Origin of the sequence: Sphingomonas sp. SORGH_AS_0870 (assembly GCF_031453175.1) — a bacterium.
Lineage (GTDB): Bacteria > Pseudomonadota > Alphaproteobacteria > Sphingomonadales > Sphingomonadaceae > Sphingomonas.
The window spans coordinates 3,133,786-3,148,134 of record NZ_JAVIYW010000002.1 but is presented as its reverse complement, the minus strand read 5'-3'; the positions used below and the strand labels follow the sequence as shown (position 1 = coordinate 3,148,134).

General features: G+C 67.7%; 14 protein-coding genes and 2 tRNA genes. 6 read left to right on the top strand and 10 right to left on the bottom strand.

What is annotated here, in order from left to right; all coding sequences use genetic code 11:
- Nucleotides 1-37: 37 nt before the first annotated feature.
- The gene (locus tag QE363_RS14620; RefSeq protein ID WP_309696389.1) at nt 38-2,809 is read right to left on the bottom strand and encodes a TonB-dependent receptor; all 2,772 of its coding nucleotides are present in this window, start codon (nt 2,807-2,809) and stop codon (nt 38-40) included.
- Nucleotides 2,810-3,016: 207 nt separating this feature from the next.
- Between QE363_RS14620 and QE363_RS14615 the strand changes: the two genes are divergently transcribed.
- The gene (locus tag QE363_RS14615) at nt 3,017-4,048 is read left to right on the top strand and encodes a LacI family DNA-binding transcriptional regulator (RefSeq protein ID WP_307099756.1); all 1,032 of its coding nucleotides are present in this window, start codon (nt 3,017-3,019) and stop codon (nt 4,046-4,048) included.
- Nucleotides 4,049-4,079: 31 nt separating this feature from the next.
- Entirely contained in the window at nt 4,080-5,561 is a 1,482-nt protein-coding gene (locus QE363_RS14610) for an MFS transporter (RefSeq protein WP_309696387.1), read from the top strand.
- Here the strand turns inward: QE363_RS14610 and QE363_RS14605 are convergent, their stop codons facing one another.
- The 5 genes from QE363_RS14605 to QE363_RS14585 all read right to left on the bottom strand — a co-directional run bounded on the left by QE363_RS14605 (nt 5,562) and on the right by QE363_RS14585 (nt 10,633).
- Nucleotides 5,562-6,896, bottom strand: coding sequence for an ATP-binding protein (locus QE363_RS14605; protein WP_309696386.1), 1,335 nt, complete (start codon nt 6,894-6,896; stop codon nt 5,562-5,564). It abuts the gene before it with no gap.
- Between the two features lie 10 nt (nt 6,897-6,906).
- Nucleotides 6,907-7,626, bottom strand: a complete 720-nt coding sequence (locus tag QE363_RS14600; protein ID WP_307099751.1) for a response regulator — start codon at nt 7,624-7,626, stop codon at nt 6,907-6,909.
- A gap of 78 nt (nt 7,627-7,704) precedes the next feature.
- On the bottom strand, nt 7,705-8,220 hold the full coding sequence (locus tag QE363_RS14595) for a ca2+ sensor protein (protein ID WP_309696383.1): 516 nt from the start codon (nt 8,218-8,220) through the stop codon (nt 7,705-7,707).
- Nucleotides 8,221-8,349: 129 nt separating this feature from the next.
- Nucleotides 8,350-9,591, bottom strand: coding sequence for a TetR/AcrR family transcriptional regulator (locus tag QE363_RS14590; RefSeq protein ID WP_309696380.1), 1,242 nt, complete (start codon nt 9,589-9,591; stop codon nt 8,350-8,352).
- A gap of 151 nt (nt 9,592-9,742) precedes the next feature.
- Complete coding sequence (locus QE363_RS14585; protein WP_309696378.1) at nt 9,743-10,633, bottom strand: acyl-CoA thioesterase II; 891 nt, start codon at nt 10,631-10,633, stop codon at nt 9,743-9,745.
- Nucleotides 10,634-10,751: 118 nt separating this feature from the next.
- Between QE363_RS14585 and QE363_RS14580 the strand changes: the two genes are divergently transcribed.
- The 4 genes from QE363_RS14580 to QE363_RS14565 all read left to right on the top strand — a co-directional run bounded on the left by QE363_RS14580 (nt 10,752) and on the right by QE363_RS14565 (nt 12,562).
- On the top strand, nt 10,752-10,928 hold the full coding sequence (locus QE363_RS14580) for a hypothetical protein (RefSeq protein ID WP_307099746.1): 177 nt from the start codon (nt 10,752-10,754) through the stop codon (nt 10,926-10,928).
- Nucleotides 10,929-11,123: 195 nt separating this feature from the next.
- Entirely contained in the window at nt 11,124-12,269 is a 1,146-nt protein-coding gene (locus QE363_RS14575; RefSeq protein ID WP_309698211.1) for an AI-2E family transporter, read from the top strand.
- Between the two features lie 57 nt (nt 12,270-12,326).
- A tRNA-Asp gene (locus QE363_RS14570) sits at nt 12,327-12,403 on the top strand.
- A gap of 82 nt (nt 12,404-12,485) precedes the next feature.
- Nucleotides 12,486-12,562 (top strand) — tRNA-Asp (locus QE363_RS14565).
- Between the two features lie 232 nt (nt 12,563-12,794).
- Here the strand turns inward: QE363_RS14565 and QE363_RS14560 are convergent.
- From QE363_RS14560 to QE363_RS14545, 4 genes are all read right to left on the bottom strand, one after another.
- Nucleotides 12,795-12,998 carry a DUF2842 domain-containing protein gene (locus QE363_RS14560; protein ID WP_307099744.1) on the bottom strand — a complete coding sequence of 68 codons (204 nt, stop codon included), beginning with the start codon at nt 12,996-12,998 and terminating at the stop codon, nt 12,795-12,797.
- Nucleotides 12,995-13,528: a 5-formyltetrahydrofolate cyclo-ligase gene (locus tag QE363_RS14555; protein WP_309696374.1), complete on the bottom strand. Its 534-nt coding sequence runs from the start codon at nt 13,526-13,528 to the stop codon at nt 12,995-12,997. Before QE363_RS14555 ends, QE363_RS14560 begins: the two co-directional genes overlap by 4 nt.
- 205 nt (nt 13,529-13,733) lie before the next feature.
- Nucleotides 13,734-14,054, bottom strand: a complete 321-nt coding sequence (locus QE363_RS14550; protein ID WP_307099741.1) for a cell division protein ZapA — start codon at nt 14,052-14,054, stop codon at nt 13,734-13,736.
- Nucleotides 14,054-14,251 (bottom strand): hypothetical protein, encoded by a 198-nt coding sequence (locus tag QE363_RS14545; protein ID WP_307099739.1) that lies wholly within the window; start codon nt 14,249-14,251, stop codon nt 14,054-14,056. Before QE363_RS14545 ends, QE363_RS14550 begins: the two co-directional genes overlap by 1 nt.
- Nucleotides 14,252-14,349 lie beyond the last annotated feature (98 nt).

Below are 14,349 nucleotides of genomic sequence, written 5' to 3'. Positions count from 1 at the left end.
CCCGCGCCAGCCGAACAGCGGCGCGGGGCGAGGGGCATCAGAAGCGATAGGTAAACCCGGCCAGGAACCGGCGGCCATAGCTCTGATAGTCGATCACCTGATCGCGCTGTCCGCCATTGGTGGTGACGAACGGCGTGTCGGTCAGGTTCTGGCCCTGCAGGAACAGCGACAGTCCCTTGAACGTCCCCTCCTGGAAGTCATAGCCGATCTGCCCGTCGACGATCGTCTCGTCGATGGCACGGCGGCGGACGCGGTTGGCGCCGAAGCCCGACAGTTCACCCACGAAGGTCGAGCGGTAGCGTACCGACCCGCGGATGTTCAGGCCCCATTTCTCGAAGAAGGCGGTGCCGTTCGCCACCCAGCGCGAATAGCCGGGAATATCTTCGGGCTCGCCGCCGGGCGTCGGCACGATCTCGGTCTTGGTGTACGACCCGCCACCCGTCAGGCCGAAACCGTCGAGGAAGCTCGCCACCTGGCCGAGCGGGAGCGTGCCCGCCAGCTCGACGCCATAGATGGTCCCGCCCGAGCCGTTGATCGGCCGGGTGATGCGGCCCAGCGTCGGCGTGCCGACCGGCACGGCGGCGGGCAGGGGTAGGCCCGCATAATCATAAGGCTGCTCAAGATTGTAAACAAAGCTCTTGAGATCCTTGTAAAAGCCCTGCGCCGCCAGATAGCCGCGCGTGCCGAAATACTTCTCGACCGTGACGTCGAACGAATTGGCGCGGATCGGGCGGAGATAGGGATTGCCGCCATTGCCGGAGATGATCCCCTGCGCCGTGTCGAAGCCATAGGACAGGGCGACGCGCATGTCGTCGAAGCGCGGTCGCATCATCTGGCGCGCGGCGGCGACGCGGAACACCCAGTCGCTGGGCAGGCGTAGCGACAGGTTGGCGCTGGGCAGGATGTCCCAGTAATCGTCGCCCTGGACGATGCTGGTATAGCCCGATCCGTTATAGATCAGCCCGCGCGACTTCTGCTCGGTGCCCACCGCCTGCACGCCGATATTGCCGGTCAGCTCCGCCGCGCCGATCTGCGCGCGCAGGTCGGTCTGGAGGTAAGCGGTCATCAGATGCTCGGTCGTGGTGTACGCCTTGGCGGGCACGTCCGGGCTGGTATTGGGGGTCAGCGTATAGACCCCGCCCGCCAGCAGCGCACGCGGATCATAGCTGAGCATCGGCCCCAGACCCAGATAGGTCAGGTCGGTCGGCGTCTGGCGATATTGCTGGGGCAGCGGCGCGATGGTCGCCCCGTTCGGCAGCGTGACGAAGGATTCGTTGGGCGCCAGCGATTTGCTGTGGTCGGTATAGTTCAGGCCGAAGCGGATGGCGTGGACGATCGGCGTCTCGACCTCGCGCTCGATCTCGACGCGATATTGTTTGATCTGGTCGGTGATCTTGCGGTCGTTGAAATAGCCCGCCTGCCGCGTCGTGCCGCCCCAGCCCAGCGGATCGGTCAGCTGGATCAGATTGGGGTCGGAATAGTTCAGCGTCGGCTTGAACACCGTGCCGGTGCGCCCCGTGGTGAAGCCGATCGTATCGGTTGCGCCATTACCCTGGCCGTATCCGGTGCCGCTATAGGTTTCCAGCGTCACCTCGTCGCGATCGGTGCGCGAATAGCTGAGGTCGATAAACGCGCTCCAACCGTCATCACCCTTATACTTGCCGTTATAGCCGAACGAATAGAGCTTGGCCTTGCGCTGGAACGAGTCGTTGCGGACGACGCCCTCGACATTGTTGAACGTGCCCGAGGTGACGAGGCCGTTGCTGACGGTCGCATTGGTCAGCGTCGTACCGCTGCCCCAGGCCAGCGGCAGCTCGATACCGCGCTTGATCTGATCGTCGTTGAAGTCGGAATAAAAGCCGTCGAGCGTGCTGGTGAAGGTGTCGCTCATTTTCCACTGAAGCGTGCCCGAAAGGCCCAGCCGCTTCAGCGTCGTCGAGGTGACATAGGATTTGGAGCCGCCGATGACATTGGCCGAAGCGCCGTTCACCGTGACCGGAGCATAGCCCCAGGCATTGCCTTCCTGAATCTGGTACGGCTCGTTCAGATAGCTGGCGGACAGCGCCACGCCGATCGTGTCGTTGGCGAACTGGTCGACATAGGTGGCCGAGGCGCGATAGCCGAAGTCCTTCGATCCGGCATTCAGCTTGCCGATATCGGCATAGGTGCCGCGCGCGCCGACCGAGAAGACACGCTTGCCATAGTCGAGCGGGCGGATGGTCTTCAGGTCGACCGTGCCCGACAGGCCCTGGCCGATCAGCCCGGCATTGGCGGTCTTGTAGATCAGGACCTGGTTGACGACCTCGGCGGGGTACTGGTCATATTCGACCGCGCGGTTGTCACCGGTCGAGGTCTGCTCGCGACCGTTGAGCAGGGTGGTCGAGAAATCGGGCGCGAAGCCGCGGATCGAGATGGCGTTGGAGCGGCCGTTGACCCGCTGCGACGTGACGCCGGGCAGGCGGGCGATCGACTCCGCGATTGAGGCGTCGGGCAGCTTGCCGATATCTTCCGCCGAGACGGACTCGACGACGAGGTCGCGGTTCTTCTTCTCGGCGACGGCATTTTCCAGCGCGGCGCGGAAGCCGGTGACGACGATATCGCCCGAACCCACACCATCCTGCGTTTGCGTCTGGGGATCGGCGGCGGCCCCGTCATTGGGGGTGGCGGCGGTGGTGCTGGCGGCCGGATCGGCGGGCGTGGTCGCGACCTGCGCGAACACCGGTGCGGCGATGACCATGGCCAAAGTGCTGACGCCGAGCTTCAGGAACGAGCGCGCGGCATCGGCCGGCGCCACAGGGCGAACCGTCATGAAAATCCCCTCCAGGAAACCCCGTCTCTGTTCGACGAACGGGTATGGTTGTTACAGCTTCCATGAAATCGATGGCGCAAAATGCCAACAAAGCCGCATACGTATTCAATGCGGCCAGATCGGCCTGTTGCATTATTACGACAGGGTTGCTGCTTAACCGATGTGCGCAATGCCGGTATGCAGCAGGGAGAGGAGGAACCGCGCGTCTTGGTCGGCCAGAGAAAGCCCACATCGTTTGACATCGCGCAGCTGGCGGGGGTGTCGCAGCCGACCGTCAGCCGGGCCCTGCGCGGCAGTCCTTCGGTGAGCGCGGCCACGCGCGCCCGGATCGAGGCGATCGCCAAGACGCTGAACTATACCGTCGACCGGGCCGCCTCCAATTTGCGCAGCGGGCAGACGCGGACGCTGGCGCTGTTGCTGTTCCGCGATCCTTCGCCGGGCCGTACGCTGATCAATCCCTTTTTTCTCGGCATGTTGGGCTCGATCATGGAGAGCTGTGCCGAGGTCGGTTACGACCTGCTGGTCTCGTTCCAGAATGTCGAGAACAACTGGCAGGCCGATTATGAGGACAGCCACCGCGCCGATGGGCTGATCCTGCTGGGTTATGGCGACTATGCCGATTATCGCGAGCAGCTGGACCAGCTGGTGGCACGCGGCACCCATTTCGTGCGCTGGGGATCGGTGACGCCGGACCAGCCGGGGCTGACCATCGGATGCGACAATCATGCGGGCGCGCTGGCCGCGACCCGGCATCTGATCGCCCAAGGCCGACGGCGTATCGCCTTTCTCGGCGACGCGACCGACCATTATCCCGAATTCCACGACCGCTATCGCGGCTATCGCGACGCGCTGGCCGAGGCGGACCTGCCTTGCGACCCCGCGCTTCAGGTCGGCGCGATCTCCAGCGAGGAGGAGGGCGAGCGCGCGGCGCGGGCGCTGCTGGCGCGGGGGCGGGCGTTTGACGGGATCATGGCGGCCAGCGACCTGATCGCGCTCGCCGCGATGCGCGTGCTGGCGGAGGCGGGGATGCGGGTGCCCGCCGATGTGTCGGTGGTCGGCTTCGACGATATTCCCGCCGCCAGCTTCGCCCACCCGCCGCTGACCACCGTGTTGCAGGACGCCTCCGCCGCCGGGCGATTGCTGGTCCGCGCGCTGCTGGCGGAGATTGCGGGCAAGCCGCGTGTCACCGCGCTGCTGCCCGCGACGCTGGTCGTACGCGGATCGAGCATCCGGCCATAAAAACAAACAAAACAGATGATTGGGACAGGATATGGAGAAGCCGCGTCAGGGCTTTTGGGGCTTGTGGAACACCTCGTTCGGCTTTTTCGGCATCCAGATCGGCTTTGCCCTGCAAAATGCCAATGTCAGCCGCATCTTCCAGTCGCTGGGCACCGCCGAGAAGGATTTGGCGTTTCTGTGGATCGCGGCCCCGCTGACCGGGCTGCTCGTCCAACCGGTGATCGGCCATTATAGCGATCGGACCTGGGGGCGTTTCGGGCGGCGGCGGCCCTATTTCCTGGCGGGGGCGGTGCTGGCGACGCTGGCGCTGGTGGGCATGCCCAATGCCGGTGGGCTGGTCGCGGCGGCGATGCTGCTATGGCTGCTCGACGCGTCGCTCAACGTCTCGATGGAGCCGTTCCGCGCCTTTGTCGGCGACATGCTGCCCGGTCGGCAGCGCACGGCGGGCTATGCCTTCCAGACCGGGTTCATCGGCGCGGGCGCGGTGCTGGGATCGCTGGCGCCGATGGTGCTGACCGATGTCTTCCATGTCGCCAATATCGCCGGACCGGGCGAGCTGCCCCCCTCGGTGCGCTATGGCTTTTATATCGGCGCGGCGGCGCTGTTCGTCGCGGTGATGTGGACGGTCCTGACCACGCGCGAATATTCGCCCGAACAAATCGCCGCCTTTGCCGATGGCGATGCGCAACAGGCCAGCCATGGCGATGCCCCGCCGTCGCCCGCCATGGGGGCGGCGCCGCTCTGGATCGCGGCCGGGTTGGCGATCGTCGCAGGCGTCGGCTGGCTGGGGCTCGACAAGCCGGTCTATCTGCTGGGCGGTGGGCTGGTCGCCTTCGGCCTGGCGAAGATCGTCAGCGCCGCGCTGGTGCGCAGCGGGCGCGGCGGCAATGCGCTCAGCCAGATCCTCGCCGATCTCGCCGCGATGCCCGCGACGATGAAGCGGCTGGCGCTGGTCCAGTTCTTCACCTGGTCGGCGCTGTTCATCATGTGGATCTATACCACCCCGATCGTCGCCGATCGGGTGTTCCATACCAGCGACCCGAGCAGCGCGGCGTTCAATGAGGGCGCGAACTGGGTCGGGGTGCTCTTCGCGGTCTATAGCGGGGTGGCGACGCTCTGGGCCTTTGTCCTGCCCCGGCTGGCGCGGGCGATCGGGCGGCGCAACACGCATGTCCTGGGGTTGCTGTGCGGTGCGGCGGGGTTCGCGTCGTTCCTGGTGATCCGCGATCCCTGGTGGCTGCTCGGCGCGATGGTGCTGGTGGGGATCGCCTGGGCGTCGATCCTGACCATGCCCTATGCGATCCTATCGGCTGCGCTTCCGGCCGAAAAACTGGGTATCTACATGGGGTTGTTCAACATCTTTATCGTGCTGCCACAGCTTATCGTATCGTCGGTGATGGGCGCTGTGGTCGGGCATTTCTTTCCCGGCAACCTGGTCTGGGCGATGGCGATCGCGGCGGGGGTCATGGCGCTGGCGGCGGCGGCAATGCTGCGTGTAGCGCGCGACGCCTGATCAGCGGGGCAGGGTGATCGTCGCCGCCAGCCCGCCTTCGGGCCGGTTGGCCAGGCGGATATCGCCCCCCGCCTCGCGCACGATCGACCGCGCCAGCGCCAGCCCCAGCCCGATCCCGCCGGTGTCGCGATTGCGCGAATGCTCCAGCCGGATGAAGGGGTCGAACACCGTCTCCAGCTGGTCGACGGCGATGCCGGGGCCGCGATCGGCGACGATGATCGCGATCCGGTCGGGCAGCGCGTCGATGCGGACATCGGCGCAAAGGCCATATTTGACCGCATTCTCGATCAGGTTGCGCACCGCGCGCCGCATCAGCGAGGGCCGCAGCTTCAACCGAAGCCGCCCGCGCTCCTCGAAGCTGACATCCTGCCCCAGGTCATGGAAATCGGCGACCACCGCATCGACCAGCGCGTTCAGGTCGACATCGGTTTCCGCCTCGCTGGGCCGCCCGACGCGCGCGAGCGAGAGGATGTCCTCCAGCGTCTTGTTCATCTCGGCGATGGTATCGGCCATGCGCAGCCGGTCCTGTTCGTCCTCGACCGACTCGATCCGCACGCGCAGCGCGGCCAGCGGGGTGCGCAGGTCGTGGCCGATCGCGCCGAGCATCCGGTCCTTCTCCTCCAGCATCGCGCCGATCCGCAGGCGAAGGGCGTTGAACGCGGCGATCAGCGCCGACACGTCCAGCGGGCCCTGTTCGGGCATGGGCTCGCCCTTCTCGCGCGGATCGAAGCCCTCTGCGGCGCGGGTCAGGTCGCGCAAGGGGCGCGAGATGCGACGCCCGATCCACAGCACGGGCAGCAGGATGACGCCGTAGAGGATCAGCGTCTGCGCGATCAGCCGCCAGACCAGGAACAGGCCGTCATGCGGCCAGAAGGATCGCGTGACCAGCCAGCCGCCGCCCTTGCGCTCGACCGCGATCAGCAATTCCTCGGCGGGGATGCGCCGGCGGTCGCCGCGGCGGCGGGGCCAGTCGAAATCCTCCGGGTTGAAGGGGCGCACGCCGGTCACCACCCGGACGACGGGATGGCCGGTTTCGGCGAGCCCGTCGCGGATCAGCGCCTCGACCTCCTTTACGCGCGGCAGGTCGGGGCGGATCGGATTGTTCGCCGAGGCCCGCACCCGCCCGCGATCGGGGGGAAGCGGCTTGCCGTTGGCGGCGCGCTCGATGGCGTCGTTCAGGCGCGCGATGGCGGGACCGGAGGTCTGTTCGAGCTGGAGGCTGCGCCGCTCGCGCAGCAGCAGCGTGAAGCTGATCGCCTGCGCCACGAACAGCGCGATGGCGAGCAGCAGCGCCATCTGCCCCGCCAGCCGACGTGGCCAGAGCCGGACGGTCATCGGCGGGCGGTCACAGGCGGGTGACTTCGGCGGCCAGCGTATAGCCGCCGCCCCAGACCGTCTTGATGATCTCGGGGGATTTGGGATCGGTCTCGATCTTGCGGCGCAGGCGGCTGACCTGGTTGTCGATCGCGCGGTCGAAGGCGGCGGCCTCGCGCCCTTGCGTCAGGTCGAGCAGCTGGTCGCGGGTCAGCACCTGGCGCGGGCGGCTGACCAGCGCGAGGAGGAGGTTGTATTCGCCGGTCGACAGCATCACCGACACGCCCTCGCGATCGACCAGCGACCGCTCGCCCGATTTCAGCACCCAGCCCGCAAAGGCATAGGAGCCGCTGTCGGGCGCATGCAGCCGCGCCCCCCCGGACTGGGTCCGGCGCAGCACGACCTTGGCGCGCGTCGCCAGTTCGCGCGGGGAGAAGGGCTTCACGACATAATCGTCCGCGCCCATTTCCAGCCCGACGATGCGGTCGGTTTCCTCGGCGCGCGCGGTCAGCAGGATGACCGGCACCTCGCTGGTCGCGGCGATATGGCGGCACAGCGACAGGCCGTCCTCGCCGGGCATCATGATGTCGAGGATGACGAGGTCGATCGCATAGGCGGCCAGTCGCGTCCGGGCCGAGGCGGCATCGCCCGCCTGGGTCACGCGGAAACCCTGTTTGGTCAGATAAACGGCCAGCGGCTCGCGGATCGAACGCTCGTCGTCGACGAGCAGCAAATGCGGCGTATCGGACATGATCTCTGGGTCTAGCATGGCGGGCGCGGCTCGCAAGCGGGGCGACCGTTGGGAGAATCGGTCGCCCCGCCTGACGGCTCAGTGGTCCTGCGGCGCAGGCTGAGGGGGAGGGGGCAGGTCGCCCGGACGGTCATGGCCGAAGCGGCGGCCGCCGAAACGGGGCGCGGCGGCGCGTTCCGTCGCGTCGATCCTGCCGTCGTGATTGGTGTCCAGCCGGTCGAACATGGCGAGCGCGCGCGCCCGGAACGCATCGGCGGTGATCGGTCGCGGTGCGGGCCGGCCGGGACGCTCGCCCTCGGGGCGCTCACCATGGGGGCGGGGCCCTTCGGGGCGGCGCTGCTGCCATTCGGCGCGACGCCGGGCGTGATAGGCCTGCATTTCCTCGGGCGTGACGGTGCCGTCATGATCGGCATCCATGTCGGCGAAGCGCCGGTCGGCGTCGGCGATGGCGGCGGCGCGGGTGATATTGCCGTTCGCGTCGGGACGCACCCCCATCATGCCGCCGGGCGATGGAGGCGGCATGTCGTCCTGCGCATAGGCGGCGGTGCTGCCGAGCAGCGCGGCGAAGGAAAGGCCGATCAGGGTCTTTCGCATGGCGGGAGCATTCCTTCTGGACGGAAGGGCCATTCCCTCCGGTCATGCCCCCTTGTCGCGCCGTCCTGTCGCCGGATCATGTCGCGCCGCCCGGCATATTGTCGCAAAATGTGCGGAGAGGGCGGGGCGTCAGTCCAGCAGCCGGTCGTCGAACAGGCCGTAGAGGATGGTCGAGGCATAGAGCGCGATCGCATGCGGCCGCTCCATGGTGCTGGCCCATTTGCGCATGTCGAAGGCCGCGTTCTGGAGCGCCATCAACGCCTGTGCGGCGATCAGCGCATCGACCGGGCGCATCGAGCCCTCGGCCACCCCGTCCATGATCGTCCCCGCATAGCGGCGGGCGATCCGGTTGGACCGTTCGACCATCGCGGCGCGCTCGTCCCCCGCCAGGCTGGACAGCGCCGAGGTGCGCAGCAGCGGCCCGCGCTCGGCGAACTGGATGTCGAGCAGCGTGGCGATCGCGCTCGACAGCCGGTGCCAATGGCTGCCCCCCGCCGCATCGGCCAGTTGCTGCGCGCCGGTGATCGTGTCGAAGCTGCGGCGATAACAGGCGGCGACCAGATCATCCTTGGCGTCGAGATGATGGTAGAAGCTGCCCTTGGTCACGTTCAGCTCGGACGCGATCCGCTGCACGCTGGCGCCGCGGTAGCCGAGCTGGTTGATGAGCCGCGTCGCCGCCAGCAGGAAAGCCTCGCGCCCCGGCTCGGACGCGCTGGCCCGGTGCTGTTCCAGGTCGAGCAGGGTGGGGCACCAGGCCGATCCCCGTGCCGCGACGCCATGGGTCAGCACGTCGAGCAGCCGCGCCTCGACCCGGTCATACTGGTCGGGTTCGTACCGGCCCAGCCATACGGGCAGCCAGAAGGTGTTTTCCAGCAGGACATGCGCCCGCGCGCCGTACAGATCGGTATGCGCGCGGCTGGCGGGCGTGCCCCACAGGCTGCGCGTGGCGCGGAAGACCTTCTGCCATCCGGCCATCAGCCGGCCGCGAATGGGCTCCTCCATCGCGCGCAGGTCCGACAGCACGGCGAAGGGCGTTTCCTCGCCCCGCTCGATCCGCGCCAGCCGGGCCATGTTGATCGAGACATAGCGCGCGACCCGCGCCTGCGGCGTCGGCTCCTCGGCGGCGGTCGCCAGCATCTCCAGCAGCCGCTCGAGCGTGTTCTCGAACGCGGCAGCGGCCAGTTCCTCCTTGCGGCGGAAATAATAGGTGACGCTGGTGGTGTTCAGCCCGACCCGGCGCGCGACATCGGCGAAGGTCATGCCCTTGGCCGACTGTTCGTTGATCGCCTGCGCCGCCGCCGCCAGGATGGCGTCGCGCTTCTGGCGATAGCGTTCGGTATTCAGCCCTTCGCCGACGGGCATCGCGGTCATCGCGTCGAGTTCCTCATGGTCGTGTAACGGGGTCGTGTAATGGCCGATTAGAAGAAAAAGTGTCGCCGGTCATCGCCCTTCTTGCCGTTTAGCGGGGCAGGTGGGGCAGGGACGGCGGCGTTTCCAAAGATCGGGTATGTCCGGCGGGCCTTCAGTCGCGCAGCCGGATCAGCCCCTCCTGCGCGACGCTGGCGACCAGGCGGCCCTCGGCGGTGAAGATGCGCCCCCGGTTGAACCCGCGCGCATGGCCCGCCCAGGGACTGTCGGTGGTGTAGAGCAGCCACTGGTCGGCGCGGAACGGCTCGTGCAGCCACAGCGCGTGGTCCAGGCTGGCGGTCTGCATATTGTCGATCAGCCAGTTCACCCCGTGCGGCAGCGTCGAGGTGCCGAGCAGCGCGAAGTCGCTGGCATAGGCCAGCACCGCGCGGTGCAGCGTCGGATCGTCGCCGATCGGCGCCACCAGCCGGAACCAGATCGCCTGGGTGGGCTCGCGCGGTTCGGGCTGGAGCAACTGGCGCGGATCGACCGGGCGCAGCTCGATCGGGCGCGGTCGGCTGAGAAAGGCGCGGATCGGTGCGGGCACCCGGTCGCCCAGCGAGGCCAGGAGGTCGCGCTCAGATGCCAGACTGTCCGGCATCGGAACATCGGGCATCGCGTCCTGATGGTGCAGCCCGTCCTCGGGCGTCTGGAACGAGCAGGCGAGGTTGAGGATCGGCTTGCCCTTCTGCATCGCGATCACGCGCCGCGTCGCGAAGCTGCGCCCCTCGAAATCCCGCTCGACCCGGTAGATGATCGGATAGCGTTCGTCCCCTGCGCGCATGAAATAGGCGTGGAGCGAATGCGCCGCGCGCGGGGCGTCGGTCGAGCGTTGCGCGGCCTGGAGCGCCTGCGCGATCACCTGTCCGCCAAAGACCCGGCCTTCGCCGCCCGGTCGGCGGGCGCCGCGATACAGATCGGTGTCGATCTCCTCGACGTCGAGCAGGGCGACCAGCCCCCTGGCAAGCGCTTCGGGCGAGGGGGTGGAGGGCTTGGCATGGTCCATCCGTCCTTGATGGATTCCGCTAACGTAAACGTCAATGGAGCGGCGGGCAAAAGATACTATCGCGCCCTTGGGGTGCCCGCTACACAGTTCGCGTCGACGAGAAGATCGGGAGATGGCGATGGAAGTCTTGAACGAAGATGGCGCCTCGGAGCGTGCCGAGCTGCACTTCCTGGCCGCGTTGACCGACGAATTGATGCGGCACCTGATGGATGCGGGTGTGTTGAACCGCACCCAGCTCCAGTCGATCGAGAATGCGGTCGCGGAGCGGACGGGCGGGATTCCCCGCGCCTGGTGACGGCGCCGCCGCCCTCGGTTGGCGGCAGCGCGCGGACCCACGCGCGTCGCGTGACACAAACGTCATGAAACGGCGCGGTTAGCGGCTTTTCAGCTTGGGGAAAGCCGCTAACGTGACCGGATGAGTGACGCGCAAGATGACGGGGTCGGCACGGGTCGGCCGGTCGGTGATTCGATCCTGGGGGTGCCGGTCGGCATGGGGCAGCGCGATGCGGTGCGGATCGCGATGCGCCGCGACCGGCTGCTCGCCGGGCTGACCCTGACGGCGGGGGCGGGCTTCATCCTCGCGCTGCCGTTCGCGCTGAAGGAAGGGGCGGAGTTCTTCCTGCCGCTGACCACCGCGCTGGTCATCGCGATCGCGCTGGTGCCGATCCTGGAGTGGCTGGAGCGGCGTCGCGTGCCGTCGCCACTCGCCGCGCTGCTGTGCGTCCTGCTGTTCCTGGTGGTCGCCAATATCGCGCTGGCGGCGATCGTGGTGCCCGCGACGGATTTCTTCCGCCTGCTGCCCAGCCGGATCGGGCGGATCCAGGACAATCTGGCGCCGCTGCTCGATCTCTATTCCAGCCTCGAACGCTATGTGAACAAGGCGCTGCGGCAGGTCGCCGCGACCCCGATCCGCCAGGCGCAGACGGCGGCCGTCTCGCCGCCCAGCTCGATCCTGGAACTGGCGGCGACCTCCGCGCCGGGGCTGATCGTCCAGTTTCTCTTCGGCGTCCTCGTCGTCTTCTTCGTCCTGTCGGGCTGGACCCGGATGCGGCGCGAGACGATTCGCGGGCGCACGAGCTTCGACGGCGCGATGGCCACCGCGCGGGTGATCCAGGACGTGGTCGACGACGTGTCGGCCTATCTGGGCACCATCACCATCATCAACCTGGCGCTGGGCGGCGCGGTGGCGGGGGCGCTGTCGCTGTTCGGCATGCCCTATCCGTTGATGTGGGGCGGTATCGTCGCGCTGCTCAACTATATCCCCTATTTCGGACCGGTGATCGGCGCGCTGCTGCTGGCGGTGGGCGGGCTGATGACGTTCAGCGACATCTGGGTCGCGCTGGCGCCCCCTGCCATCATGTACGGCATGCATCTGGTGGAGGCGAATTTGATCACCCCGCTGATCGTCGGGCACCGCCTGACCATCAGTCCGATCCTGATCCTCGTCTCGCTCAGCTTCTGGGGATGGGTGTGGGGGACGCTGGGCGCGTTGCTGGCGGTGCCGCTGCTCATCATCCTCCAGACCGTGCTCAAGGCGGCGGGCAAGCCCGACATTGCGGGCTTCCTGTTTGAGCATGGAACGCTCACCCATCTCGACCGCGACAGCGACCCGGCGGACGTTCCGCAAGAAAAATGAAATGATGCGTTGACAGGTCGGGAACGCTCGCCTAGTTGGCGCGCCTCGACGCTTTCAGCGGGTGTAGCTCAGTTGGTTAGAGCGCCGGCCTGTCACGCCGGAGGTCGCGGGTTCGAGCCCCGTCACTCGCGCCACTCTCCTCGGAGAATGGCTGAAAATATCGAAATCCCCTCTAGGGGCCGATGCCGATTTCGGTTGGCATCCCATGGCTTTCAAGCGGGTGTAGCTCAGTTGGTTAGAGCGCCGGCCTGTCACGCCGGAGGTCGCGGGTTCGAGCCCCGTCACTCGCGCCATCCTTCGGGATGGCGCTTTTGTTTTCAGCACAGAAATTGCCGGTTTGGTTGTGAGCGCAGGGCATGCGCTTCGACTTCGCTCAGCGTGAACGGGCGTTGGTCTTCGTGGCCGATGGCTTCCCGGAAAACCGCCTCCTGCGCCCACCCCTTCGTTCAGCCCGAGCGAGCGGGGTCGGGGGAGCGAGGATGCGGTGGCAGGTGCAGTAGGCTGGGCTGGCTCCCTGGCGCCCCCTCAGCCCCGTCCCCCCTCCATCCAGCGCAGCAGCGGCTTCATCGGCGTGATCCACACGATCCCCGCGACGACATAGAAAAGCAGCTGCAACACCCAGTGCCACCCCCCGACCACGCCAGACAGGCTGGCGACCAGCATCGCCCAGACGATGATGATCGCGACGATCAGCAGCATTCCGGCGGGTTTGCGCCAACTGGGAGTCATGGGACGATCCATTCCGATTCGGTGGCGATGGCGTGGAGCGGCACGTCCCAGCTGTCGGGCGTCAGTCCCTCGACCTCCTGCACGCTCCAGGCGATGCCGACCCGCCAGGCGTCGGGATGGGCCGCGAAGGCGCGGTCATAATGCCCGGCACCCTGTCCCAGCCGATTGCCGCGCCGGTCGAAGCCGACCAGCGGCGTCAGGATGATGTCGGGCACGCATTCTGGGGCGTCGGGGGAGGGCTGGTGAAGCCCGAAGGCGCCGATGGCCAGATTTTGCCCCTGCGACCACCGCAGGAAGCGGATCGGGCTCGCCCGGTCCACCACATGGGGCAGCGCGATGGCTGCGCCCGCGTGCAGCGCCGCCTCGACCCACAGGGCCGGATCGGCCTCCGACCCCAGCGGGCGATAGGCCGCGACGATCAGGCCGGGCAGCAGCCGGTCGAGAAAGGGGCGTGCCACCGGCAGCAGGCCGGGGCCGCGCGCATCGCGGACGCCGCGCATCCGGGCGCGCAGGGCGCGTTTGTCAATCATGTCCGAAGAAAGCGGGTGGCGGGACCGCCATGGCCGTTTGCCGTAATATCCACTGACGCCCAATACGTCAGGTGGGGACCATGTACGTCGGACCAGGGTCCGGGCAGGGACAGCCCCCTTGGATGAAGAATAGCCTCAGGGATTATCGTGGCTCGTACCGGGCAGAGCCCGCCGCCGACCCATGTAGGCGAGGACTCCGCGTTACTCAAGGGCGGCCGTTCCCGGATCGCCCTTCTTCGTCCAGCGCATCGGCCAGCCCCTCCAGCCGCTCGGCGATCCGCGCGAGCGCGGCCTCGCTGACCGCGGCTCCGGCGGGCGGGCGCCGCTCGGCCTCCTCCAGCGCGTCGGCCAGCATCAGCGAGACGAAGAGCAGCGCCCGTTCACCATTATGTCCGCCCGAGGCGCGCAGCGCGGCCGACCAGCGCTGGTCGAGCATCTGGCCCAGCATCCGGACGCGCGCCTCGCCGCCGTCCTGGCAATAGACGGTGTGCGGACGGTCGCCGACCAGGATCGTCACCTCGGCCATCAGGCGGCGCTCCCCCGGCTGATCACATCGTCCAGCGCGGTGACCGCGTCGGCCATGCGCGCCTTGAGCGCGGCATGACGGCGGGCGAGCGCGTCTTCCTTGGCCGCGCGGGTGCGGATCGCCTGTTCGATACGGGCGATCGCGCGGTCGATCCGCTCGACGGAGGAGAGGACATCGTCGACAATGGGTTCGGGCATGAATGCGGCTTAGCAGGATGGCTCCATGCGGCAACCCGGAATTGGATCGTCCGGGGCCGAGGGGCGGTTGACAGCGGCCCGATCGGCCCCGAAAGGCG